Below are 26326 nucleotides of genomic sequence, written 5' to 3' on the forward strand. Positions count from 1 at the left end.
TTAGGTACCTTTCTATTTAAGTTGATTTTTCGGACAAAAAGAAGGACTAAATATATAATGGATAAGGGCAATTTTATTCTTTAGATTGTAAAAAGGAGCCAGCTATGCAAGAACAAAGATATTTATCTGTAAATGCGCTAACCAAATACATAAAAAGAAAATTTGATGCCGATCCTCATTTACGGGATGTGCATGTAAGAGGAGAAATATCAAATTTCAAACAACATTCGAGTGGACATATGTACTTTACCTTAAAGGATGAAAAGGCCCGCATTCTTGCAGTGATGTTTGCTGGTCAGTCGCGTTATATGAAATTTACACCGGAAAACGGTATGAAAGTGATTGTAAAAGGCGATATTAGCGTTTACGAACCAAGTGGGCAATATCAAATCTATATAAGAGAAATGCAACCTGACGGCATTGGAGAGTTATTTCTTGCCTATGAACAATTAAAACAAAAACTTGAATTAGAAGGTTTATTCGCGCTTGAAACGAAAAAAGCGATTCCGATGTACCCGACAACCATTGGCGTAATTACATCACCAACCGGTGCAGCCATACGGGATGTGATTACTACTATTAAACGACGTTATCCAATTGCTTCAATTCTTGTTATCCCTGCCCTTGTCCAAGGTGAAAACGCAGCACCCTCTATTGCAAAGGCAATTGAAAAAGCAAACAATATAAGGGAAATTGATGTTTTAATCGTCGGACGTGGGGGAGGTTCGATTGAAGAGTTATGGGCCTTCAATGAGGAAAGGGTTGCTCGGGCAATTTTTTCCTCCAGGATTCCAATTATTTCAGCCGTTGGTCATGAAACAGATTTTACAATTGCTGATTTTGTTGCTGATCTAAGGGCACCGACTCCGACAGGTGCTGCTGAACTCGCAGTTCCGCATATTGAGGAATTAATGGACCGGGTTTTACAGCGACAGGCTCGTCTTCTAAGAGTCATGCAAGAAAAATTCCGGTTTGAAAAAGAACGGTTAAACCGGGTACAAAAATCATATGCCTTTCGCTATCCACATCGTCTATATGAACAAAAGCTCGAGCATGTTGATAAATTAACAGAACAGCTTGTCCGTGGCACGTCCCGGTTATCGTTAATAAAAAAAGGGCAGCATGAAATTCTTTATAAACGATTGCAGCGGAACCACCCAAGAGCAGCATTACTTGAGGCTAGAAACCATTTCGAACGTACACAAAAAGAATTGAACCGCTTCATGGTTCAAATTTTTTCTAAAAAACAAACTGATTTCAATCATGTCCTATCAACCTTACAGGCATTAAGCCCGTTGAAAATAATGGAACGGGGCTATAGTTTGGCTTATACAGAGGATAATCACCTTGTAAAAACTGTGAAACAAGTAAAAGTAAATGAGCAGGTTCAGATTAAATTATCAGATGGAAGCCTTTACTGTAATGTGGAGAATATAAAGGAGAGCGGAAAAAGTGACGAATGAAAAAAAATTATCCTTTGAAGAGGCTATGACAAAGCTGGAACAAATTGTCGATAAGCTTGAAGAGGGAGATGTCCCCTTAGAAGAAGCGATAACATTTTATAAAGAAGGTATGGAGTTATCAAAGCTTTGTCATGAAAAATTGAAAAGTGTAGAAGAACATCTTACTCAAATCATAACGGAGGATGGTCGTTCGGAGAACTTTTCCGTTGAAGAGGAGGAATAAGACTTGAAACCCAGGTTACTAGACCCATTTGCACAAGAATATAAACAGCTGCTGGATACGGAGCTTCGTACACTGGTTGAAAAGCTTAACGCCCCTCCAATTATTAAAGAATCGATGATCTATTCTCTTGAAGCAGGGGGAAAGAGAATTCGCCCACTTTTATTATTTGCAACCTTGGACGCGTTCGGAATTGACCCTCACAGAGGGCTGCCAGCTGCCGCTGCAATCGAGATGATTCATACCTATTCCTTAATCCATGATGATTTACCTAGTATGGATAATGACGATTTAAGGAGAGGGAAGCCTACCAATCATAAAGTATTTGGTGACGCGATTGCCATATTAGCTGGTGATGCCTTATTAACTTATAGTTTTGAAGTAATTGGAAAAATTTCCGCTGAATTTGCTTCACCTGATGCATTGATTAAGTTAATGATTGAAATGGCAAAAGCGGCTGGAACTGAAGGTATGGTCGGCGGCCAAGTGGCTGATATGGAAGGGGAAGGGAAGTCACTAACCCTTCAAGAGCTTGAGTATATCCATATTCATAAAACAGGTAAGCTGCTTCGATTTAGTGTGTTAGCAGGGGCGATTTTGGCGGGGGCAAGTCAAAGCCAATTAGATAACCTTTCAGCCTTTGCACATCACCTTGGACTTGCTTTTCAAATCCAGGATGATATTCTGGATTTAGTTGGTAATCAACAATTAATTGGAAAGCCTGTTGGCAGTGATACAGCAAATCTTAAAAGTACGTATCCCCAATTGTTATCATTAGAAGGTGCCAAAGACGCTTTACAAAGGCAAATAAACCTGTCAACGGAATATCTGAGAGAGACAGGCTTGAATACAAACCTCCTTGAGGAAATAACGGATTTAGTTGCTACAAGGGACCACTAAAATAGGGGTATTTGAGGCAAAGAAATAAGTGTGTTATAATTGTTTTCAATGTAGAAAACATTGTCAATGCCGTTATCACTATCGTGTTAGCGGCTATTTTTTCAAAAAGAAAAGCGGAATCGCCTTGCTCGAGAGGGCAAGCCAATTATCGAAGTTCTAGAGTAGAAAGAAAAAGTATGAAAGTGAGTGGTCCATATATGGATCTGTTATCAATAAAAGACCCGTCCTTTTTAAAAGGAATGTCGAATAAAGAACTAGAGGCTTTGGGTCAAGATATTCGCCAATTCTTGATTGAAAAGCTGTCTGTAACCGGAGGTCATATTGGACCGAATTTAGGAGTTGTCGAATTAACCATTGCTTTACATAAATGTTTTGACAGTCCAAAGGATAAAATTATTTGGGATGTCGGTCATCAATCCTATGTTCATAAAATCTTAACCGGCAGAGCTAGTGAATTTGATACCTTAAGGCAGTTCAAAGGCTTGTGTGGTTTTCCAAAACGAATTGAAAGCGAGCATGATGTTTGGGAGACTGGGCACAGTTCTACCTCGCTTTCTGCTGCAATGGGAATGGCTATTGCTAGGGATTTAAAAAAGGAAAAATCCTTTGTTGTACCGGTTATTGGAGATGGTGCATTAACGGGCGGGATGGCATTAGAAGCACTAAATCATATTGGGCATGAGAAAAAAGACATGATTGTGATTTTAAATGATAATGAAATGTCGATTGCTCCAAATGTTGGTGCGTTACATAATATTCTCGGCCAATTGCGGACAGCTGGAAAATACCAATGGGTGAAAGATGAACTCGAAATGTTATTGAAAAAGGTGCCTGCTGTTGGCGGTAAACTTGCGGCCACTGCGGAACGTGTAAAGGACAGCCTGAAATATTTATTTGTTTCCGGTATGTTTTTTGAGGAACTTGGGTTCACTTATTTAGGCCCGATTGATGGCCATAATTTTGACAATTTATTTGAGAGTTTAAGCTATGCTAAAAAAACAGAGGGTCCAGTTCTCCTTCATGTCATCACGAAGAAGGGTAAAGGCTATCAACCTGCAGAAAGTGATAAAACTGGGACATGGCATGGAACAGGTCCTTATAAGATGGACACTGGTGATTTTGTAAAACCTAATAAAAAGCAGCCACCTGCATGGAGTAGCTTAGTCAGCGAAACCGTTCGCAAACTGGCACGCAGCGATGAAAGAATAGTGGCGATTACTCCCGCGATGCCTGTTGGATCGAAGCTTGAGGGTTTTGCCAGTGAGTTTCCTGAGCGAATGTATGATGTCGGGATTGCTGAACAGCATGCGGCGACAGTTGCGGCAGGATTAGCGACACAAAATATGAAGCCTTTTTTAGCGATTTATTCAACTTTTTTACAACGGGCCTATGACCAGGTTGTTCATGATATTTGCCGGCAAAATTTAAATGTTTTTATTGGAATCGATCGGGCCGGTTTAGTTGGTGCAGATGGTGAGACACATCAAGGTGTATTCGATATTGCCTTTTTAAGGCATGTTCCTAATATCGTCTTAATGATGCCTAAGGATGAAAATGAAGGGCAGCATATGGTATATACGGCCGTAAATTATGATGATGGTCCAATTGCGATGAGATTTCCTCGTGGTAATGGAGTCGGTGTACCAATGGATACGGAATTTCACACCATTCCAATCGGTACATGGGAGGTAATAAAAGAAGGCGATGACGCGGCCATTTTAACCTTTGGTACGACAATTCCGATGGCGATGGATGCAGCAATGCTACTGGAAAAGCAAGGAATTTCCGTAAAGGTTGTGAATGCTCGGTTTATCAAGCCTTTGGATGAAAAAATGCTAACTGGTCTGCTAGATAAAAATATGCCTCTCCTCACGATTGAAGAAGCTGTGTTACAGGGTGGGTTTGGTAGTGCAATTCTTGAATATGCTCATTCCCAAGGATATTACCATGCTCAGATTGACAGACTTGGCATCCCTGACCAGTTTATTGAACATGGAGATGTTGGCTCACTTCTTGAAGAAATTGGGTTAACGACTGAAGGAATAATCAAACGAATTTCAACACTGGCAAGGAAAAAACAACAAAGGGCTTAAAAAATGAAAAATAAAGAACGATTAGATGTTTTACTTGTAGAACGGGGATTAATTGAAACAAGGGAAAAGGCTAAACGAGCTATTATGGCAGGCCTAGTTTATACAAAGGAAGAACGATTGGATAAACCGGGAGAAAAGGTCAAGATTGATATCCCGTTAAGCATAAAAGGGAAAATGCTACCGTATGTCAGCCGCGGGGGATTAAAGCTTGAGAAGGCATTAAAAGTGTTTGATGTCAGTGTCCTTGATAAGGTGTTATTAGATATTGGGGCTTCAACTGGTGGATTTACCGATTGTGCCTTACAAAATGGCGCGAAAATGTCCTATGCTCTCGATGTTGGCTATAATCAGCTTGCTTGGAAACTAAGGCAAGATGAACGGGTCATGGTAATGGAAAGGACCAATTTTCGCTATGTGACGCCTGCTGATTTAACCGGAGAAATGCCGAATTTTGCCACAATAGACGTTTCTTTTATATCTTTAATCTTAATATTACCGGTGTTAAAAACACTTCTTGTACCAGGAAGTGATATTATCGCCCTTGTGAAGCCGCAGTTTGAGGCTGGTCGTGACCAGGTCGGTAAAAAGGGCATCGTACGGGATGAAAAAGTACATTTACAGGTAATCGATAAAATAATTAACTTTTCCGTTCAACAAGGATTTATTGTAACAGACCTCTCGTTTTCTCCAATCACTGGTGGGGATGGGAACATTGAATTTTTACTTCACCTTAAATGGGAAGGTGAACGGGAAATAGGAGTCAATCAGCTGCAGGTCAGTCCTCCTGATATTGTCAAGGAATCACATAATGAGTTCCATACAAAGCAAGACTAGAAGGGGTAGGCCTGAGCCTATCCTTTTATTGCATTTAAATGTATTTTTATTAAAGAAAAAATGTACAAGGCTGTAAAAATGGGCTAACATATGGGTAGATACGACATATTAGTTCAAAATACTTTAAGGTTTTCAATGATTATGGGGTGAAAAAGTGAATAAAGGTCAACGTCATATAAAAATAAGAGAAATTATTGCCAGCAATGATATTGAGACACAAGATGAGCTTGTCGATGAGCTTAAGGGCGCAGGCTATAATGTGACCCAGGCTACGGTATCACGGGATATAAAAGAATTACACTTGGTTAAGGTACCATTAATCGATGGTCGGTATAAATACAGTCTGCCAGCAGACCAAAGGTTTAATCCGTTGCAAAAACTTAAACGATCATTAGTCGATGCATTTGTAAGGATTGATTCTGCAGGGCATTTATTGGTTATGAAGTGCTTGCCTGGTAATGCTATGGCCATTGGTGCACTGATCGATAATCTTGATTGGGAAGAAATATTAGGAACGATATGTGGTGATGATACGATGTTAATTATTTGTCGAACACCAGAAGACACAGAGGTCGTAACCAATCGATTCCTAGATATGCTGTAATTGGGGGAGTGTTCCTTGTTAGCAGAACTGTCAATAAAAAATTTCGCGATTATTGAAGCTCTATCCATCTCCTTTGAAAAGGGATTGACTGTATTAACGGGGGAAACAGGAGCAGGAAAATCAATTATCATTGACGCGATTCATTTACTAGTCGGAGGAAGGGGATCGGCAGAATTTGTCCGCCATGGAGAAGAGAAGGCAGAAATTGAAGGGCTATTTCAACTCGATGATCCAAACCATCCAATTATCATGAAAGCATTGGAATTTGGGATAGAAATTGAAGAAGGAATGGTTGTTTTACGGCGTGACATATCTCGAACTGGAAAAAGTGTTTGCCGTATAAACGGAAAACTGGTTACGATCTCAACTCTAAGGGAGATTGGCGCAACCCTTGTTGATATTCATGGCCAACATGAACATCAAGAATTAATGGATGAGACAAAACATTTACCCTTACTTGATCAATTTGGTGCTGAGGAAATTTTGGCTTCACAAGGCGAATATCTGGACGTATATCGCCGATACGATCACACATTACAAAAACTTAAAACATTAAGTGAAAATGACCAGCAAACAGCCCACCGCCTTGATTTAATTCAATTTCAATTAGATGAAATTCAAAATGCAAATTTAAAGCTCAATGAAGATGAAGAACTATCCGAGGAAAGAAGAAAACTAGGAAATTTTGAAAGAGTGTTTGAAGCGATTCAATCAAGTTACACTGCCTTACACGGAGAACAAAAAGGCCTCGATTGGATTGGAATGGTTATGGGATACCTAGAAGATGCAGCTGCACTTGATTCTACATATAAAGAAATTTTCGAATCAGTGTCGAATAGCTTTTATCAATTAGAGGATGCTGCAAGTTCTTTAAGAAATGAATTAGATGTCTTAGAATATGATCCGCAAAGATTAAATGAAATAGAAGACCGCTTAAATGAAATCAATCAGCTCAAACGAAAATATGGTAAAACAATTAACGAAATATTAGAATATGCAGCTAAAATCGAAGAAGAAATAGACACGTTACAAAATAAAGAAACACATATTAGTGAATTGGAAAAAGAACTAACGGCCATTCGAAAAGACTTAATTCTTGAAGCTAAGCAATTAACTGAACTACGCCACAAATGGGCAGATAAGCTGACACGATTAATACATAAAGAATTGAAAGAATTGTATATGGCCAAGACCGTTTTTGAAATTCGTGTCAAATCCGATAATCAACATTTTTCAAAAAATGGTGTCGATTTTGTAGAATTTTATATTTCAACGAATCCGGGAGAACCCTTAAAACCTCTATCAAAAGTTGCCTCCGGAGGAGAATTATCACGGATTATGCTTGCTTTAAAAAGTATATTCTCCAAACATCAAGGAGTTACATCGATTATTTTTGATGAGGTGGATACAGGTGTCAGTGGAAGGGTTGCCCAGTCAATTGCTGAAAAAATTTATAAAGTAGCTATTGATTCCCAGGTTTTATGCATTTCGCATTTACCTCAGGTGGCAGCAATGGCAGATACCCATTTATTTATTTCAAAGATCATTAAAGGGGGAAGAACGACAACCTCAGTCACCCCAATGAATGTAGAGGAAAAAATTAAAGAAATTGGGCGAATGATTTCCGGTGTAGAAATAACCGATTTAACCAAGCAGCATGCCCAGGAATTATTACAATTAGCTGAAAAAAACAAAATAAATTGAAAAGCTTCCCAATCTGGGTAGCTTTGCCGAAGAAGGACTAAAATGAGTAGCCCTTAGAACCATTGGTATATCAGTGGTTAAGGGCTGCTTTAATCCTGGGATAGCTTTCTGACGAATTTTTGACGAATTTCCCTCTTGGGTCAAATTTATCGATTTTTTCTGCTGCATTATGACTTGCCTTTTTTGATACATAGGTATAAACATCAGTTGTAATTCTCCAATTTGAATGTCCTCCTCTTTTTTGTACAGCCTTTAAATTCACTCCTACCTCTATCAACTCATAAATAAAGACTTGGAAATAAGATAACAGTTTTAGAAAAATCGACAGGAATTAATAATATATATTTAGAAATTCTATGATTTTCTCGTTTATTTTTTCAAGATTTCTATTAGAAGGAAAATGTCCCATTTCAAATGATTGAAATGATATTAAATTTGAAATGATTTCTTCGGATACACTGCGTAAGCTATTAGCAGGAAAAAATATATCTTTTGTCCCTGCTAATATGAGCGTTGGTGCATTGAAATTAACCAATTCCTTTTTTTCTGTTAATTTAGGCATTTCTTGTTCGAGTTTTATGTATTTAAATATATCGCCAATAATTTGTTTATCCAATTCATTCATATTATTTTCTGACATATTGTTTGTTAGTTTATGCAGATATTTATTGTTAGAGGAAATTTTATACAAAAACAGTGGGAGTAACACCTTTTTAATCATTTCTTGTTTTGACCCAAGTTGTAATCCTGCTGGAGAAACTAATACTGTGCAGTCAATCTTTTGAGGCATAAATGAAGCTAATCTTAATATGATTCCGGCACCATATGAAGGGCCTATAAAAGCAGAGCTTTCAATGTTGAAATGATTCATTAATTCACTTATCCATTGTGCAAAACTACTGTCTTTTGCAGATACTCTGGTTTGATCACTGTATCCAGGGTGTCCAATCGTATCGGGTGAGTAAATTCTGTACTTAGAGAAAAGAGGCAAGAACCAAGATAATGTCATCGGATTAATACAATTACCACCTTGGAATATAAAGATAGGCTTTCCCTCAAGTGGTCCAGATACAAGCATATGTGTTTTACCAAAGGTAGTATAGATATATATTCGTTCAAAATCTATAGACAAATCCAATAAGTATTTTTCATAGTGCTGTTCAATTATTTTTTTTCCCTTTTCTTTTTTATAGATTGTATTCTTTTTCATAAAGACACCTCCAATTTCATTTTAAAGTAAAAACAGAATTTAGTTTATAGATGGAAGTTTAATTTTGGTTTAGAGGATATATGAATATAAGAAAAGAGATAAGTTATTAATTAGGAAACAAAAGAGTAATTTTGTTAAACAAAAAGCCCTCGGGAAGGAGCATATGAGGGCAAAAAGTAAATGGAATACGTAACTTGAGGTCATTTGTTTTCCACTTACAATACTAACATTATATTGAAAAATAGTTATTTATGTCACAATATTTTGGGATGCAGGATAATTAACTAACAGCTAGAATATACAATTAAGAGTAAGTTTGAAAAGGGGGATATTGTTTATGAGCCGTAAAAACATTTGGATTGTAATTTTAATATACAATTTGCTGTTATTTTTTATCTTCTATTTCTCATTTAGAACGATGGTGGAAATTATTGTAACAGTAAAGACTTTTCCAAATTTGGACTTTTTTATTATATTTTTATCAACTTTCTTTGGAATTGGGATATTAGGTCTTTGTGTTAGAAGATACATTTTTATTTCATCAAATGATGAAAAAGAACGCAATAAACTTAGAAATATATTTCTTTTAACGACATTTATGACTTTAATCATTTATATGGGCTGTAATATTCTTCAGTAAGACAACAGCATATTAAATTAAGAGTCCTTCCAGGTCTCTTTTTATTTTATTCAAAAAGGAGAGGGGTTTATTGTCATTTTTTTATTTTTGAAGAAACATATTTTCAGGATAGTACAATAAGAAAAAAGCTGCTAGCAATCCCGTTCTTGCACTAAAACCTCTGTTAGCTTAAATTTGCCTTCTTTCTAAAAATGAACAACAAGTCCTACAATGGCTGGTATTCCATAAGTAAAGCTTTTTACTAAATAATTTTAATAAGGGAAAGTCTATTGGAGAGGTGGGGTTAATATTAGGAGGAAAAGGGATGGTAAAAATGATTAAACAACAAGGAAAAGTTCTATTTATTACTGTTTTCTTCTTATTTTTCACAGGAATCAATGTCTTTGCACAAACTAACAAGTCAACTGATATAAAAAAAATTGAATATTTGTATCCTGCCAATAAAGAAAAGTTATTTAATGAAACTGTTGATCAATTTTATGAAGCATTAAGGAAAAGGAGTTATCCTGTTCATCAAGAGTTTTACATAAAACATCTGGAGTTTTATAAAAGAAATAAAAAGCTAAAATCACAGATGGATATTGCTTTATTTAAAGAAATTCCTTATGCATCAATTAATATTAGAGAAAAGTTCCTGTTTAATGAGGTGGACAGATTTAATTATATAACTTGGGATGGAATTATTCATACTACATACCCAAATATAGATTTTAAGTATCATCAAACAGTAAGCCCATATAGACAGGTTTATTTTTTTCTACTCATTAAAGGATACAGAAAAAGAGTTTAGTGGAAGATATGCAGTATATGATGTAGAAACAAAAAACTACTTGCTGGTGGAGATATCTATATTGATAAGTACCCAAAATTTAAGAAGTAAAAAGCGATAATTGTAATTGAGCCTGAAATCAGGCTCTTTAACCACTCAAAAATTTTTATTTATTAAAATAGACTTTAATCTTTTTTATAGAATCAAAGCCCAGTTATGTTTCCTCAGTTATTTCAATAATGTGAGATTCCAGTTTTTTTCGTATTGGTTTAATAAAACTTTTTCCCGCTCCCCAATCAGTATCCAATATCCCTCCTCCATTTCCTGCTGATATACACTTTATTATTGTAACTCCGCTAAAATTATCAACAGTGAGAGTTAATGTAGCCGTATTACCAGTTCGGAGAAAAAATTTTTCAAATACTAAAATTGAAATCTCTCTTTCATCTTCTCCAGTAACTTTATAATCCTCAAATATCAAATCTGACTTTAAATCCTTGTCATCCACAATAAGTTGAACTGCTTGAAAAGGCTTTACATTCACTGTAAATTCAATATACTGTCTCATTTATTTTCCACTCCCGAAGACACATTTTTTCCAGCTAAAAGATATCTTTCCTAGAAAATTCTCCTTTCCTATATTTTTCCACAAAAAAAATTTTTATAACAAATCAGTCTAAAATAGCTCTATTGAGGCTCATTGTTTTATTATTACGCGGGTGAAATATCCTCTGCTAAATCACATCATCTAATTCATTGGTTGGTAGCCTTTAAACTGAGCCTTCCAAAAGTTCTATCCCAAATGAGTAAAAGGATAATTGTAGCGACAAAAATAACCAAAATACTAGGAAGCCCATTAAAAACAAGTAATGGTGTGTTCCAGATGGTATGTATACCTATCACTAAAAATAGGTTGTCCGTTAACAAGTAAACGATTGCAAAGAAAATACCTATCATAAATAGTATGATTAGAGAGGTTACTATTTCGAAAACGTTCATTCCACCCAATATTCTATTAGGAATATGTATTAGTGCAAATAGAAACTGTGATACAAATATTCCGATAAAGAGCTGTCCTTTTTTGTTTTTTAGCTTTTTAGAAATTTGCACTAACAAAAAACCTCTGAAAACTACTTCTTCAAACAAACTATTTCCAAACAATTGACCAATAAAACTACCAAACATTTTTAATGCTCCATATTGATTCCAACCTTCATATATAATTGGCTTCCCTGTTGTAATTATCCCAATAACAATATTGATTAATTGCATGGCAATCCAAATAATGCTTACTGCAGTTACTGCACTAAGTAATCTATTTCCCTTTAAGCCTATATCAAAGAAAGTTAGCCTTCCATACTTTATAATCAATATAAAGACAAATAGTATTAAACTAACAATATTAACTATAAGGGTTTGGTTCACAAGTCCTAAAGTTAATACAGAAATTGGTTGTATAATGTTAGATTTAAATACAACAAGATTAATAATTGTTACATAAACACAATACAGTATAGAAAACAATAGAATGGTTAACCAAGATGTTTCTTTTAAGTTATTAATAGATACTATAATTTTACTTACGAGTTTGCCCACATCAAATCCCACCTTTCCTGCCTCATTAGATTAAGTGCACTTTTTCACAATCACAAATAGGCATTCTTTACCACTCCATTAACACATCGGCTTTTTTCATTCGATGGTTTCCAAAATTAATATGACATCGATAAACAGGAGGGTTCAAAACCAAAATTTCAACGAACCGTTACTTTAAGCAGATTCCTTCACAATCTTATTTTGACATTTACATAAAAATAATTGGATGCACTGCAAATATTCGACTATTATTGGCTAATCCCTTTATTATTGTGTTATTAGGAATGAATAAAGCCCCTTCTCGTTTGAAAGGGGGCTCATTAATTTATTTTTTTTCATGGTAAACGGAATAGTCCTCTCTTTCAATGACTCGATCCATTTCTTTTTTAACTTCGTTTAAGGCCTGATCTAACCTAAGCAATGCCATTTCTTTTGCTTTTTTCCTGGTGGTCCCTAAGCAGTTCCACACTGAACAACCCCTTGTGCTTGCCGTGCTCAAGTAATGATCTCCGTAAACAAACACTTTTACTTTAATAAACTTTCCAGCTTTAAAAAGTAACATCACGTATCACACACCTTATTGGTTGATACATGGTGTATTAGACAAAATTTTCAAAAAACCTTGTTACATATTTGTGAACATTTCCCTTAAAAAGGTAAATTTTTACTTTCGTTAAGTCTTCTCCTATATCCAAGTTTTTCGAGTTCCTTAACCAATCCTGTTATATCTAAGGTTAATCGATGAATGTATTGTTAAAAAAAGCTTAGAATGTGGAGAATGCTTGAAAGCACTTGGAATTTAAGTTTCTCTTTATTCTTCCTCCTTTATCATTACCCAAATCTCCTCAATTGATTTGATTTTAAGGTTATTTCAATAAATAGGAAGAATTACCTGTTCGCCAAGGTGTTTAACACTGCTATGCTCAATTAAATCTTTTAGCAAATTGCCCCTGAGTAAAATGAGGGTCTGTCTCATGCTACTAATTTCCCCTAATACATAAGAACCCGGATAAAACCAAACTTGCCCTCGTTGATTTGAAAGGCAGTCTCGCCTTCTCACGATTTTAGAATGATCAAACAAGGTGAGGGCTACCGCCACATACTTAGATAGTGCATTAACAGCATTAAAGCAAGTAGGAAATGTTATTTCGTATCCGTTTGAAATTTTCCTTCTATATAATAGAAAAAATAATAATGTATTCATGATTAAGCATTTATTAAATGTAAATAATTTATACTAAGAAAAAATGATTTGTTGACGGAAAGTTGACCAAATTTGTCAACAACCTCCATAAATGACCCAAATAGAACCTATTGCCGTCATACTCAACCCTTGATGTATCAGAATTTACATAAGACCTTTATACCCGTTCAAATTGCTATTCCTATCCATTATGGGTAGCTTTTTTATGTAGAACCAAGTTATAAATGATTGTCAAGGAGGCAAAATTAAAGATGTAGCCATTTCAATGTTGTGAAAAGAAGCGAGGAGAGTGAAAAATTTGAAGTTAGAAATAATTAGAAAGATTATTGGTGGAATTCTCCTTGTTTCATTAATTAGCCTTATCTTTTTTCAGCCGTTTCAGCAGTACATTAAAATACCAAAGACAATTACTGTTTTTGAAGGACAGGATTACACTTTCAAAAAGGCTGGCCCGGTATCAGCCGCTTTTGTTTCTCATAATTCGAAAAACACATTGGATCAAGAAGAACATTCGGTTTCGGTTAATGCATCTGAAAAAGGCAAAAATGAAATGCTTCTAGAATATGCTGGGATCCCAATTAAAAAGGTCGATGTACATGTCTTAAAAGATTTTCGAGTTATCCCAGGGGGACAATCCATCGGTGTAAAATTAAATACGGTTGGTGTTTTGGTAGTAGGGCACCATTTAATAAATACAACGAATGGAAAAAAATCTCCTGGTGAAATGGCAGGGATTAAAATCGGAGATATGATTACCGAAATTAATGGTAATAAAATAGAGAAAATGACCGATGTAGCACCGTTTGTGCAAACAGCAGGACAAAATGGTAAAGCTCTTGATATGGTCATTAGCCGTGAAAGTGGAAAAATCACGACCAAACTTACTCCATTAAAAGATAAAGGGGAAAATACCTATAAGCTTGGTTTATATATTCGAGATTCAGCTGCAGGAATTGGAACAATGACCTTTGTCCACCCTCAATCTAAAAAATATGGTGCACTTGGGCATGTTATTTCTGATATGGATACAAAAAAACCAATTGTGGTCGAAGATGGCCAAATAGTCCGTTCTACAGTAACTTCAATTGAAAAGGGAAGTAATGGTGATCCTGGTGAAAAGCTTGCTCGCTTTTCTTCTGACCGTGAGATTGTTGGGAATATCCAAAAGAATAGTCCGTTTGGGATTTTTGGAGAATTAAATAAAGAATTTAAAAATGGAGTGATGGATAAAGCTCTGCCAATAGCGTTATCCCATCAGGTAAAAGAAGGACCTGCAAAGATTTTAACCGTGGTTAATGATGATCGCGTCGAAGAATTTAATATTGAAATTGTAAGCACAATCCCGCAAAAGTTTCCAGCTACAAAAGGAATGGTCATAAAAGTAACCGATCCTAAGCTCCTTGAAAAAACAGGAGGAATTGTTCAAGGGATGAGTGGAAGTCCGATTATTCAAGATGGAAAGCTTGTCGGAGCCGTCACACATGTCTTTGTCAATGATCCAACCTCAGGTTATGGGGTGCATATTGAATGGATGCTAAACGAAGCTGGAATTAACATATACGAAACACCAAAAAACAAAGCAAGTTAAAAAAGGATGATCATGAACGCTTTTTAGGGCAAAATAGGTGGATTATCCTATTTTGCTTCTTTTTTTATAAATGCTTGGAAAACAATAAGGCCAAAGTGGATAAAATGCGAAATTAGTCGAAAAAGAAAGAAAAACAAAGAAAAGATAAGATATTATCACTATTTTAAGAAATATTAAAAAAATGAGAGGAATTTTTGTTGCATTGTCGAATTTGTAAATTAGAATAGAATTAAGGATTAGATAGCGGTTTATGATGAAATAGAGTTGAGTTGAATTGAGGAGGAACCGGAAGTGAAGAAAATAAAAGTTTGTGTCGTTGACGACAATAGGGAATTGGTTGGTTTATTAGAGGATTATATATCATCCCAAGAGGATATGGAAGTGGTTGGGATTGCTCATAATGGTCAAGAGTGTTTAGATATGTTATCTACAACAGATCCTGATGTACTTGTTTTAGATATTATCATGCCGCATCTTGATGGTTTGGCAGTACTTGAGCGCCTGCGGGAGGTAAAGAAAGGGGCTATTCCAAATGTCATTATGCTGACAGCGTTTGGGCAAGAAGATGTGACGAAAAAGGCTGTTGACCTTGGAGCATCTTATTTTATTTTAAAACCCTTTGATATGGAAAATCTCGGTAACCATATTCGGCAAGTCAGTGGGAATTCCAATTCGTTCACACGTAAGGCTCCATCCTCAAGCTATCGCTCTCAATCAGAACATAAGCCAAAAAATTTGGATGCCAGCATTACAAGTATTATTCATGAGATTGGGGTTCCAGCACATATTAAAGGTTATTTATATTTACGTGAAGCCATTTCCATGGTATATAACGACATTGAACTATTAGGCTCTATCACGAAAGTGTTATATCCTGATATTGCAAAAAAGTATAATACAACCGCAAGCCGAGTGGAGCGTGCTATTCGTCATGCCATCGAAGTGGCTTGGAGCCGTGGAAATATCGATTCGATTTCCAGTCTTTTTGGATACACTGTCAGCATGACAAAAGCAAAACCGACAAATTCGGAATTCATCGCCATGGTCGCTGATAAATTACGGTTAGAACATAAGGCTTCTTGAATGGGCCAGTAAATATTTTGAAAGCCTTCATCACAGTGAATGAAGGCTTTTTCTTTTCCCATTCAATTAGTTTTTGAATGAGAATTTGCGAATGGCATTGCATAAGCTGTTCTATCGGTACATTTAATTTCTCTGAAACCTTTATTGTTGTTTCTAGTGATAAGGGTAAAGATTTTAAGTAATCCCTTCATTTTAATGTTAGGAAGTGAAAACATGACACAAATTTTTGCGCACCGCGGATACTCTGCCTCTTTTGCTGAAAATACAATGGGAGCCTTTGTTGAGGCAGAAAAGGCAAGAGCAGACGGGATTGAGCTTGATGTTCAATTAACAAAGGATGGTGAAATTGTTGTCATCCATGATGAAAAGGTTGACCGAACAACGAGTGGTAAAGGGTTTGTTAAAGATTTTTTATATAAGGATATCAGAAAACTTAACGCAAATAACAAAGGTGTTAAGAAAGAGTCGATTCCATCTTTATCCGAGGTTCTTGAATGGCTGAAAACAAATAAATTACTATGTAATATTGAACTGAAAAATGGTTTAATCGCCTATGAAGGAATGGAAGAAAAGGTCATTCAACAGGTCCGAGAACATGGCTTATCGGACCGGATAATTATCTCGTCTTTTAATCACTATAGTATCGTTTACTGCTATCGGTTGGCACCAGAAATTGAAACAGCGCCACTTTTCATTGAAGGAATCTATATGCCATGGATTTATTCCCAATCCATTAAAGCAAAAGGGATTCACCCTAAACATTCTGCTATGTCTGATAATATCATCAAAAATACGATGGAAAATGGAATTGCTGTCCGGCCCTATACGGTTAATAAAGATGCAGATATGCATCGCCTTTTTAACCTAAATTGCACGGCCATCATTACAGATGATCCAGTTAAGGCATTTAAAATACGGAAACAATATGAAAAGAGACCATAAGGCCTCTTTTTATTTTTTGAATCTAGCTTGAACATTGTTTCTTTTTCGATCACGGTGAAAAATAAACCCAGCGACAAAACCGAGACCACCAATAAAAAAAACCAATCCGATTAGAAATTGAAGCCATAAATAAGGGAATGGTGCTTGAAGAATGCCAAAGGTCATATCACGCATTAATTTTATTCCTAAAGCGGCTAAAATTCCTGGGATCAACAAAATGATAAGAGCAATAATACGCTTCATTAAATATGTCCTTCCAATATATATTTTTAAGTAAAGGTATACCTTGATTATATCTCATGAAAATACTATTACATAGAAGAAATTTGTCAAGGCGGGAGTTTGGTTATAAAATAGATAATGAAATAAATTGCATATTTTCCCTGGGATGGGATGAAAAAAATTTCTTTATTAAAGGGGCCGGAGAACATGCAAAACGTAATGATTGTTGGAGCCGGCAAGGGTGGTACCGCAATCTTAAAAATTTTAAAAGAATCAGAGGTGTTAAAAGTCCATCTGGTGATTGATCGCAACTTGGATGCACCAGGCATTTTATTGGCCCAACAAGAGGGGATTAAAACAGGGACCCATTGGCAGCCTTTTCTAACTGAAAATATCGATATCATTATTGAAGTAACGGGTAATGATGCTGTTTTTCAAGAAATAAGAAATGCTAAAAAGAAGAAAACAGTGTTGATTCCGGGAAGTGTTGCCTTTCTGCTTTCAAAGCTTTTGGAAGAAAAAGAAGAACTGGTTGTGAAGCACCAAAATGAATCCTATCAGCAGGAACTAATTTTTAATGCTGCTAATGATGGGATGATGGTGATTGATAATCATGAAACCGTCATCTTGTTTAACAAACGAGCTGAAGAAATAATGGGAGTAAAAAAAGATGAGGCAATCGGAAAATCTATAGTTGAAGTCATTCCAACAACCAGGCTACCGCTAATTCTTAAAACAAGAAGAATAGAAGCGAACCAAGAAATGTTGTTGGGTAATGATCGGAAAATCATCACAACCCGTATTCCCATCATTGAAGAAAACGGAACATTAATCGGGGCTTTTGCTGTTTTTAAAGATATTACAGAGGTTGTAAATCTAGCTGAGGAAATTACGGATTTAAAAGAAATCCAAACCATGCTTCAAGCGATTATCCATTCGAGTGATGATGCTATTTCTGTTGTGGATGAGGATGGCAGGGGAATCCTCATCAATCCAGCTTATACCCGTATTACCGGCCTCACACAAGAGCAAGTAATTGGCCAGCCTGCTACTGCGGATATATCTGAAGGTGAGAGTATGCATATGAAGGTACTACAAACCCGACGAGCTGTCCGTGGTGTCCCGATGAGGGTAGGCCCAAATAAAAAGGAAGTAATTGTGAATGTTGCACCGATTATTGTTAAAGGGAAATTGAAGGGGAGCGTCGGTGTTATTCATGATATGTCGGAAATGAAATCACTTAGCAGGGAATTGAGCCGAGCCAGGCAAATCATTCGTACGCTGGAGGCCAAATATACCTTTGAGGATATTGTTGGGCAATCCGATGAAATGATGCTTGCCATTGAGCAGGCAAAACTTGGAGCGAAAACACCTGCAACCGTCCTTCTTCGCGGTGAGTCCGGAACGGGAAAAGAGTTGTTTGCCCATGCCATACATAATGCAAGTGATCGGAAATATAACAAATTTATTCGGGTTAATTGTGCCGCTATCTCTGAATCATTGCTAGAAAGTGAACTATTTGGTTACGAAGAAGGGGCTTTTTCCGGGGCGATCCGAGGAGGGAAACGAGGTTTTTTTGAAGAAGCGAATAATGGCAGCATCTTTCTCGACGAGATTGGCGAGCTTTCTGCAAATACTCAGGCGAAACTGTTAAGGGTATTACAAGAGAACGAAATCATTCGTGTGGGTGCCACAAAGCCTGTCATCATTAATGTCAGAGTCATTGCTGCCACCAATGTTAATTTAGAGAAGGGTATTGCCAATGGATCCTTTAGGGAAGACTTATATTATCGTTTAAATCGCATGCCCATTCATATTCCGCCACTTCGAAATCGAAAAGAAGAGATTCCGTTATTATGTGAACGACTTATTCAAAAAATTAATCGCGACTATGGACGTAACGTTGAAGGAGTTACCCAAGCAGCCTTACTTCAGTTAATGGGGTATGATTGGTTGGGGAACGTAAGGGAATTAGAAAATATTCTTGGCCGAGCGATTATTTTTATGAACTATTATGAGACATTAATCGATGTTCATCATTTACCTGAGTTAAAAAATAAAAAAAATGGTAGTGAGCTAACCCTTACCAATACGAGTGAATCCTTTACATTAGCCCATTCTTTATCGGCGATGATGGAAGAATATGAGGCAAAAATCATTCAGCAAACACTTTTCCGCTTAAAAGGTAATAAGACATTAACGGCCAAAACGCTTGGGTTATCTGTAAGGAATTTATATTATAAGCTCGAAAAATACAATCTTGAAAAAAATAGCATGCAATAAATTTCATGATATGAAAAATATTGCACAGTATAATTGGCGCGATAAAGCGTTTTCATACAAATGTGTTTTGGCACAAATCTTGCACATTAATAATTGGGAGTAGCAGTAATTGGAGAAGGGGTTGATGATAACTTGTTGCTAGATTCACTAATTGACAAAGCAACCCATGAAGGCATAAATACTGTTGCAGTTGCTGCAGCAGAAGATTCAGAAGTCATAGAAGCTGTTATCGATGCATTAAATCGAAATCTTGCTCATTTCATCCTGTTCGGTGATAAAGATAAAATTTCTTCACTCATTGAAAGGAAAATGGATGAACGGATGAACAGTAATCATGTAAAAATTGTTCAGGCCGATTCAACTGCCAACGCAGCAGAGTTAGCTGTTAAGGCTGTTTTTAATAAAGAAGCCAATGTACTAATGAAAGGTAATATTCCAACCAATATTTTTTTAAAGGCTGTCTTAAATAAGGAATATGGACTAAGAACAGGGAATGTTTTATCGCATGTCGCTTTTTTTGAAATTCCTGGCTATGACCAACTTATGATTGTAACAGACGCTGCATTGAATATTGCACCTGACTTGGAACAAAAAGCGCAAATAATAAAAAATGCTGTTTCATTGGCCAAGTCGATTGGAATCGAAACTCCGAAAGTAGCTCCCATTGCCGCAGTTGAAGTAGTTAATCCAGTGATGTCGGCAACCATGGATGCTGCTGCATTGACGATGATGAATAAACGGGGACAAATATCTGGCTGCATCGTTGATGGGCCGCTTGGCTTAGATAATGCTGTTTCAGCAATCGCAGCAGAACATAAAGGAATACAGAGTGAAGTAGCTGGTAAAGCCGATATTTTATTGGTACCTACTATCGAAGTTGGAAATGTATTGTATAAATCATTAATTTACTTTGCGGAAGCAAGGGTTGGTGCCGTTGTTGCTGGTGCTAAAGCACCGATTGTGTTAACATCTAGGGCCGATTCAGCGGAAAGTAAGCTTTATTCACTTGCGTTAGCGTTATGCTGTATTAAAAAATAGATATTCATCATTCGAGGAGGAATAAAACAATGGAAATCTTCAAGTACTTAGAAAAATATGATTATGAGCAAGTAGTATTCTGTCAGGATCAACAATCAGGTTTGAAAGCGATTATCGCGATTCATGATACAACACTTGGACCTGCTTTAGGCGGAACACGCATGTGGACATATGCATCAGAAGAAGCAGCAATTGAAGATGCCCTTCGTCTAGCCAAAGGGATGACTTATAAAAATGCAGCAGCAGGCTTAAATCTTGGGGGCGGTAAAACCGTTATTATTGGTGACCCTCGAAAAGATAAGAATGAAGCAATGTTCCGTGCATTTGGCCGTTATGTCCAAGGGCTAAATGGCCGATATATTACAGCAGAAGATGTGGGTACAACTGTTGCTGATATGGATTTAATTCACGAAGAGACAGATTTCGTTACAGGAATCTCTCCAGCATTCGGTTCATCAGGCAATCCCTCACCGGTAACAGCATTTGGTGTTTATCGTGGAATGAAGGCTGCTGCGAAAGAGGCTTTTGGGTCTGATTCGCTAGAAGGAAGAGTGGTGGCTGTTCAGGGTGTTGGAAATGTAGCGTATACTCTTTGCCAATATTTACATGAAGAGGGTGCACAACTGATTGTAACCGATATTAATAAAGAGGCGGTTAATCGTGCAGTAGAAGCATTTGGTGCACTTGCAGTTGACCCAGATGAAATTTATGGTGTTGAATGTGATATTTATGCCCCATGTGCTCTTGGAGCAACTATCAATGATGAAACCATTCCTCAACTAAAAGCAAAGGTTATTGCGGGTTCGGCTAACAATCAATTAAAAGATACCCGTCACGGGGATATCATCCATGAAATGGGTATTGTTTATGCCCCAGATTATGTTATTAATGCTGGTGGTGTCATCAATGTTGCTGATGAACTCTATGGATACAACCAAGAACGGGCTATGAAAAAGGTGGAACAGCTTTATACAACGATTGAAACAGTAATCGAAATTTCAAAACGTGATGGCATTCCAACATACGTTGCAGCTGACCGGATGGCAGAAGAGAGAATTGCAAGAATCCGTAATTCTAGAAGCCAATTCCTGCAAAATGGCCATCACATTCTAAGTCATAGAATTTCAAGGTAAGTGAAAAAAGCGCAAGCGCTCGTTTAGCGTCGGATGGATTGGAGCTTGACAGTATTCGAAATTCTACGATGGAAATTTTGATGTTTTAAAAAATAGTAAAGGCAGAGCGCTGAATGGCAAATTCAGCGCGTTTGCCTTTAAATGATGTTTTTGTTAAATGGGGGTCACTACGTTGTCAGATAAAGAATATCGAATTCTCATCATCAACCCAGGCTCAACATCCACCAAGATTGGAGTCTTCGATAATGAAATTTCCATTTTTGAAAAGAACATCCGTCATGAGACGGAGATCATTAATACTTTTACAAATATAATTGATCAATATGATTTTAGAAAAAAGACTATTTTGGAAACACTGGATAAGGAAGGAATCAATATTTCTAAATTATCTGCTGTTTGTGGGCGGGGAGGATTACTTCGTCCAATCCATGGGGGCACATATGCAGTTAATGACTTGATGCTGAAGGATTTACGATCCGGTTTTTCAGGTCAGCATGCATCGAATCTTGGTGGTATTATTGCCTATGAAATTGCCTCAGGACTTAATATTCCATCGTTTATTGTCGATCCAGTCGTTGTCGATGAACTAGACCCTATTGCAAGAATTTCTGGCTTCTCTTTGATTGAAAGAAAAAGTATCTTTCATGCATTAAACCAAAAAGCAGTTGCTAGAAGAGTGGCTAAGGAATTAGGAAAAAAATATCATGAGTTGAATCTAATTGTTACCCATATGGGCGGCGGGATTACAGTGGGCGTCCATAAAGATGGAAAGGTTATTGATGTGAACAACGGTCTACATGGTGATGGACCTTTTAGTCCAGAACGTGCAGGAACTGTGCCAGCTGGGGATTTAATCGCGCTTTGTTATTCAGGGGAACATTACCGGGAAGAAATCATGAAGCGCCTTGTTGGACAAGGTGGGCTTGTTGGATACCTTGGAACTAATGATGCCGTAAAGGTCGAGAAAAGAATTGAGGCTGGCGACGTTGAGGCGAAGCTTATCTATGATGCTATGGCCTATCAAGTTGCCAAAGAAATTGGAGCTGCCAGTGCTGTATTATCAGGCAAGGTAGATGCGATCATTTTAACGGGTGGTCTTGCTTACGGAAAAGGTTTTGTGAAATCAATTTCTGATAGAATTAATTGGATCGCTGATGTAATTGTTCAACCTGGTGAAAATGAACTTCAAGCACTTGCCGAAGGTGCCCTTCGCGTTTTACGTAATGAAGAAGATGTAAAGATGTATCCCGGAAATTTTACAACAGCGAAAATATAAGGATATAGGGGAGGAAAGATAAATGGCACAAGAATACGATTTAGTCATTCTTGGCGGTGGAACAGGCGGCTATGTGGCTGCCATTCGCGCCTCTCAGCTTGGCTTAAAAACGGCAATTGTAGAAAAAGGAAAACTTGGTGGTACTTGCCTGCATAAAGGCTGCATCCCAAGTAAGGCACTATTAAGAAGTGCAGAAGTTTTTGCTACAACGAAACATAGTGAGGACTTCGGAGTCATCACAAGTGATGTTTCAGTGGATTTCAGTATGGTGCAAGCAAGAAAGAATAAAATCATTGACCAACTACATAAAGGTGTTCAGCATTTAATGAAGCAAGGGAAAATTGATGTTTATGAAGGGTTAGGACGCATCCTCGGCCCGTCGATTTTTTCACCAATGCCTGGGACAATTTCAGTTGAAATGAATAATGGCGAAGAAAATGAGATGTTGATTCCGAAAAATGTGATTGTGGCTACAGGTTCGAGACCAAGGACACTTCCAGGACTAGAAATTGATGGAGAATACGTGATGTCATCTGATGAAGCTCTACAGCTTGAAGCATTGCCAAGTTCAATTATTATTGTTGGTGGCGGTGTAATCGGCATTGAATGGGCTTCAATGCTTTCTGATTTCGGGGTGGAAGTCACAGTTATTGAATATGCTGACCGTATCATTCCGACGGAAGATAAAGAAATCTCCAAAGAAATGCAGCGGTTGATGAAGAAAAAAGGTATTAAACTTGTTACAAGTGCGAAAGTCCTTTCAGAAACGATTGTTAGGGATAATGGAGTTTCCATTTCAGCAGAGGTAAAAGGCACAGTAAAAGAATTTAAAGCTGAAAAGCTGCTTGTTTCGGTTGGACGTCAGGCGAACACGGAAGGTATTGGCCTTGATAATACAGAGATACAAGTAGAAAAAGGCTTTATTGTAACAAATAAATTTTTCCAAACGAAGGAATCACATATTTACGCAATTGGCGATGTGATTGGTGGCTTACAGCTCGCCCATGTTGCTTCGCATGAAGGAATCTTAGCCGTAGAACATATTGCTGGGAAGGATCCTTCACCATTTGATTATAATCTAGTATCAAGATGTATTTATAGTAATCCAGAGGTTTCAAGCGTCGGAATAACAGAAGACCAAGCAAAAGAAAAAGGGCATAAAGTAAAAACAGGGAAGTTTTCTTTCCGGGCAATCGGAAAGGCACTTGTGTTTGGAGAATCAGATGGATTTGTTAAAATTATCGCTGATGAGGAGACCAATGATATTCTAGGGGTGCATATGATTGGTCCGCACGTTACCGATATGATTACAGAGGCAGGGCTTGCGATGGTATTGGATGCAACACCATGGGAAATCGCTCATACTATTCATCCACACCCAACTCTTTCAGAGGCAATCGGGGAAGCGGCACTTGCAGTTGATGGGAATGCGATCCATTCATAAGCTATTTTTCAAGCGAACAATTGGGAGGTAAGAAATAAATGGTAGAAAATCGTCATGAAGCTTTAGGTTTAAGCGACGGAAAAGTATTGGAAATGTATGAAACGATGCTTTTGGCCCGCCGGATTGATGAGCGGATGTGGTTATTGAACCGTGCTGGGAAAATTCCCTTTGTGATTTCATGTCAAGGGCAGGAAGCGGCACAAGTAGGAGCTTCCTTTGCCCTTGATCGTGAAAAGGATTACGTACTTCCATATTATCGTGATATGGGTGTCGTGTTAACGTTTGGTATGACTCCTAGGGAACTCATGCTTTCTGGGTTTGCTAAAGCGGAGGATCCAAACTCTGGTGGAAGACAAATGCCAGGTCACTTTGGTCAAAAGAAAAATCGGATTGTCACAGGTTCATCGCCAGTAACAACTCAGGTGCCGCATGCTGTAGGTGTTGCCCTCGCTGGAAAAATGGAAAGAAAAGACCTTGTTACGTTTGTAACCTTTGGGGAAGGATCGTCTAACCAAGGTGATTTCCATGAGGGTGCTAACTTTGCCGGTGTCCATAAACTTCCGGTTATTTTCATGTGTGAAAATAATAAATACGCAATTTCTGTTCCAATTGAAAAACAATTAGCATGTGAAAAGGTTTCTGACCGTGCCATCGGGTATGGTATGCCTGGAATTACTGTTGATGGGAATGATCCATTGGAAGTATATAAAGCAGTTAAAGACGCTGCTGATCGTGGGCGCCGTGGTGAAGGTCCAACATTGGTTGAAACAGTTTCCTACCGCCTGACACCGCACTCATCTGATGACGACGATCGTTCTTACCGTGCACCAGATGAGGTGGCAAAGGCAAAAACACAAGATCCAATCATTACGTTTGGAGCCTATTTGAAGGAAACAGGTGTGATGAATGATGAGTTGGAAAAGGAAATCAATGACCGTGTAATGAAACAGGTGAATGAAGCGACTGATTATGCTGAAAATGCTCCTTATGCAGCACCAGAAGAAGCATTGAAATATGTTTATGCGGACACGGAAGAGTAAGGGGGAAGGAACATGGCGATCATTTCATATATTGATTCAATAACAATGGCCATTCGTGAGGAAATGGAAAGGGATCCAAAGGTTTTTGTACTGGGAGAAGATGTAGGGGTAAAAGGCGGCGTATTTAAGGCTACACAAGGTTTATATGAGCAATTTGGTGAAGAACGCGTCATTGATACACCGCTTGCGGAATCAGCGATTGCAGGAGTCGGAATTGGTGCAGCGATGTATGGCATGCGACCGATTGCTGAAATGCAATTTGCCGATTTTATTATGCCGGCAATCAACCAAATTATCTCGGAAGCAGCAAAAATTCGCTATCGTTCGAATAACGACTGGAGCTGCCCGATGGTTATTCGTGCCCCGTACGGAGGCGGAGTACATGGTGCCCTTTATCATTCTCAATCGGTTGAAGCGGTATTTGCCAATCAACCTGGTTTGAAAATTGTGATGCCATCGACTCCTTATGATGCGAAGGGCTTATTAAAAGCAGCTATTCGTGATAATGACCCGGTTCTATTTTTTGAGCATAAACGGGCTTATCGGTTAATTAAAGGGGAAGTTCCAACGGATGATTACACCTTGCCAATCGGAAAAGCTGATGTGAAGCGGGAAGGTGAAGACATTACTGTTATTACCTATGGCTTATGTGTACATTTTGCCCTTCAAGCGGCGGAGAAATTAGCCAGTGATGGAATTTCAGCACATATTCTCGATTTGCGAACCGTTTATCCACTTGATAAAGAAGCAATCATTGAAGCGGCATCGAAAACTGGTAAAGTCCTTCTTGTTACTGAGGATACAAAAGAAGGCAGTATAATGGGTGAAGTGTCAGCGATTATTGCTGAAAATTGTTTGTTTGAATTGGATGCTCCTATTATGCGTCTAGCTGGACCGGATGTACCGGCAATGCCGTATGCACCAACGATGGAAAAATTCTTTATGGTAAATCCTGATAAAGTGGAAAAAGCAATGCGCGAGCTTGCAGAATACTAAAACGAAAAGCGGAGGCGCCTTGGGCAGCCCCGACAAGCGCTGGA

24 protein-coding genes and 1 pseudogene are annotated in these 26326 nt (G+C 37.6%); 19 read left to right on the forward strand and 6 right to left on the reverse strand.

Annotated features, from left to right (window positions below; translation table 11 throughout):
* The first annotated feature begins 104 nt into the window (after positions 1-104).
* The 7 genes from xseA to recN all read left to right on the forward strand — a co-directional run bounded on the left by xseA (position 105) and on the right by recN (position 7818).
* Entirely contained in the window at positions 105-1463 is a 1359-nt protein-coding gene (xseA, locus tag RTR43_RS11000; RefSeq protein ID WP_312471821.1) for an exodeoxyribonuclease VII large subunit, read from the forward strand.
* Positions 1453-1686 (forward strand): exodeoxyribonuclease VII small subunit, encoded by a 234-nt coding sequence (locus RTR43_RS11005; RefSeq protein WP_312471823.1) that lies wholly within the window; start codon positions 1453-1455, stop codon positions 1684-1686. Before xseA ends, RTR43_RS11005 begins: the two co-directional genes overlap by 11 nt.
* A gap of 3 nt (positions 1687-1689) precedes the next feature.
* On the forward strand, positions 1690-2583 hold the full coding sequence (locus RTR43_RS11010) for a polyprenyl synthetase family protein (RefSeq protein ID WP_312471825.1): 894 nt from the start codon (positions 1690-1692) through the stop codon (positions 2581-2583).
* A gap of 197 nt (positions 2584-2780) precedes the next feature.
* Positions 2781-4676 carry a 1-deoxy-D-xylulose-5-phosphate synthase gene (gene dxs / locus RTR43_RS11015; RefSeq protein ID WP_312471827.1) on the forward strand — a complete coding sequence of 632 codons (1896 nt, stop codon included), beginning with the start codon at positions 2781-2783 and terminating at the stop codon, positions 4674-4676.
* 3 nt (positions 4677-4679) lie between these two features.
* Complete coding sequence (locus RTR43_RS11020) at positions 4680-5510, forward strand: TlyA family RNA methyltransferase (RefSeq protein ID WP_312471829.1); 831 nt, start codon at positions 4680-4682, stop codon at positions 5508-5510.
* A gap of 154 nt (positions 5511-5664) precedes the next feature.
* Positions 5665-6114, forward strand: coding sequence for a transcriptional regulator AhrC/ArgR (gene ahrC / locus RTR43_RS11025; protein WP_312471831.1), 450 nt, complete (start codon positions 5665-5667; stop codon positions 6112-6114).
* Positions 6115-6129: 15 nt separating this feature from the next.
* Entirely contained in the window at positions 6130-7818 is a 1689-nt protein-coding gene (recN, locus tag RTR43_RS11030; RefSeq protein WP_312471833.1) for a DNA repair protein RecN, read from the forward strand.
* Between the two features lie 331 nt (positions 7819-8149).
* On the opposite strand, the gene RTR43_RS11035 is transcribed toward recN, so the two are convergent.
* A complete protein-coding gene (locus RTR43_RS11035; protein WP_312471835.1) occupies positions 8150-9028 on the reverse strand; it encodes an alpha/beta fold hydrolase in 879 nt (292 codons plus the stop codon).
* Positions 9029-9365: 337 nt separating this feature from the next.
* On the opposite strand from RTR43_RS11035, the gene RTR43_RS11040 reads away from it, so the two are divergent.
* Both RTR43_RS11040 and RTR43_RS11045 read left to right on the forward strand, forming a co-directional pair.
* The gene (locus tag RTR43_RS11040; RefSeq protein WP_312471837.1) at positions 9366-9668 is read left to right on the forward strand and encodes a hypothetical protein; all 303 of its coding nucleotides are present in this window, start codon (positions 9366-9368) and stop codon (positions 9666-9668) included.
* Positions 9669-9972: 304 nt separating this feature from the next.
* Positions 9973-10458, forward strand: coding sequence for a hypothetical protein (locus RTR43_RS11045; protein WP_312471840.1), 486 nt, complete (start codon positions 9973-9975; stop codon positions 10456-10458).
* A gap of 193 nt (positions 10459-10651) precedes the next feature.
* Here the strand turns inward: RTR43_RS11045 and RTR43_RS11050 are convergent, their stop codons facing one another.
* The 3 genes from RTR43_RS11050 to RTR43_RS11060 all read right to left on the reverse strand — a co-directional run bounded on the left by RTR43_RS11050 (position 10652) and on the right by RTR43_RS11060 (position 12598).
* Positions 10652-11005 carry a DUF6054 family protein gene (locus RTR43_RS11050; RefSeq protein WP_312471841.1) on the reverse strand — a complete coding sequence of 118 codons (354 nt, stop codon included), beginning with the start codon at positions 11003-11005 and terminating at the stop codon, positions 10652-10654.
* Between the two features lie 185 nt (positions 11006-11190).
* The gene (locus tag RTR43_RS11055; protein WP_312471843.1) at positions 11191-12033 is read right to left on the reverse strand and encodes a CPBP family intramembrane glutamic endopeptidase; all 843 of its coding nucleotides are present in this window, start codon (positions 12031-12033) and stop codon (positions 11191-11193) included.
* A 325-nt stretch (positions 12034-12358) separates the two neighbouring features.
* Positions 12359-12598 carry a hypothetical protein gene (locus tag RTR43_RS11060; protein ID WP_312471844.1) on the reverse strand — a complete coding sequence of 80 codons (240 nt, stop codon included), beginning with the start codon at positions 12596-12598 and terminating at the stop codon, positions 12359-12361.
* A 928-nt stretch (positions 12599-13526) separates the two neighbouring features.
* Between RTR43_RS11060 and spoIVB the strand changes: the two genes are divergently transcribed.
* Both spoIVB and spo0A read left to right on the forward strand, forming a co-directional pair.
* Entirely contained in the window at positions 13527-14825 is a 1299-nt protein-coding gene (gene spoIVB, locus RTR43_RS11065; RefSeq protein WP_396954563.1) for a SpoIVB peptidase, read from the forward strand.
* 291 nt (positions 14826-15116) lie between these two features.
* Positions 15117-15908 carry a sporulation transcription factor Spo0A gene (gene spo0A, locus RTR43_RS11070; protein WP_312471847.1) on the forward strand — a complete coding sequence of 264 codons (792 nt, stop codon included), beginning with the start codon at positions 15117-15119 and terminating at the stop codon, positions 15906-15908.
* On the opposite strand, the pseudogene RTR43_RS11075 reads toward spo0A, so the two are convergent.
* Positions 15859-16062 (reverse strand): annotated as a pseudogene (locus tag RTR43_RS11075) (YycC family protein); the annotation flags it as partial. The gene spo0A and the pseudogene RTR43_RS11075 sit on opposite strands and share 50 nt — an antisense overlap.
* 59 nt (positions 16063-16121) lie before the next feature.
* On the opposite strand from RTR43_RS11075, the gene RTR43_RS11080 reads away from it, so the two are divergent.
* On the forward strand, positions 16122-16850 hold the full coding sequence (locus RTR43_RS11080; protein WP_312471848.1) for a glycerophosphodiester phosphodiesterase: 729 nt from the start codon (positions 16122-16124) through the stop codon (positions 16848-16850).
* Positions 16851-16859: 9 nt separating this feature from the next.
* On the opposite strand, the gene RTR43_RS11085 is transcribed toward RTR43_RS11080, so the two are convergent.
* Positions 16860-17093 carry a DUF2627 domain-containing protein gene (locus tag RTR43_RS11085; RefSeq protein ID WP_248736586.1) on the reverse strand — a complete coding sequence of 78 codons (234 nt, stop codon included), beginning with the start codon at positions 17091-17093 and terminating at the stop codon, positions 16860-16862.
* Positions 17094-17279: 186 nt separating this feature from the next.
* On the opposite strand from RTR43_RS11085, the gene RTR43_RS11090 reads away from it, so the two are divergent.
* From RTR43_RS11090 to RTR43_RS11120, 7 genes are all read left to right on the forward strand, one after another.
* A complete protein-coding gene (locus RTR43_RS11090) occupies positions 17280-19355 on the forward strand; it encodes a sigma 54-interacting transcriptional regulator (RefSeq protein ID WP_312471853.1) in 2076 nt (691 codons plus the stop codon).
* A 132-nt stretch (positions 19356-19487) separates the two neighbouring features.
* Positions 19488-20393 (forward strand): phosphate butyryltransferase, encoded by a 906-nt coding sequence (yqiS, locus tag RTR43_RS11095; RefSeq protein WP_312471854.1) that lies wholly within the window; start codon positions 19488-19490, stop codon positions 20391-20393.
* A gap of 29 nt (positions 20394-20422) precedes the next feature.
* Positions 20423-21526 carry a branched-chain amino acid dehydrogenase gene (gene bcd, locus RTR43_RS11100; RefSeq protein WP_248736589.1) on the forward strand — a complete coding sequence of 368 codons (1104 nt, stop codon included), beginning with the start codon at positions 20423-20425 and terminating at the stop codon, positions 21524-21526.
* 157 nt (positions 21527-21683) lie between these two features.
* Positions 21684-22802 (forward strand): butyrate kinase, encoded by a 1119-nt coding sequence (buk, locus tag RTR43_RS11105; protein WP_396954564.1) that lies wholly within the window; start codon positions 21684-21686, stop codon positions 22800-22802.
* A 22-nt stretch (positions 22803-22824) separates the two neighbouring features.
* Complete coding sequence (lpdA, locus tag RTR43_RS11110) at positions 22825-24246, forward strand: dihydrolipoyl dehydrogenase (RefSeq protein WP_312471862.1); 1422 nt, start codon at positions 22825-22827, stop codon at positions 24244-24246.
* 38 nt (positions 24247-24284) lie between these two features.
* Entirely contained in the window at positions 24285-25286 is a 1002-nt protein-coding gene (locus tag RTR43_RS11115; protein WP_312471864.1) for a thiamine pyrophosphate-dependent dehydrogenase E1 component subunit alpha, read from the forward strand.
* Positions 25287-25298: 12 nt separating this feature from the next.
* Entirely contained in the window at positions 25299-26282 is a 984-nt protein-coding gene (locus RTR43_RS11120) for an alpha-ketoacid dehydrogenase subunit beta (RefSeq protein WP_312471866.1), read from the forward strand.
* Positions 26283-26326 lie beyond the last annotated feature (44 nt).

This window comes from Neobacillus sp. (assembly GCF_031988165.1).
GTDB lineage: Bacteria > Bacillota > Bacilli > Bacillales > Cytobacillaceae > Neobacillus > Neobacillus rhizosphaerae.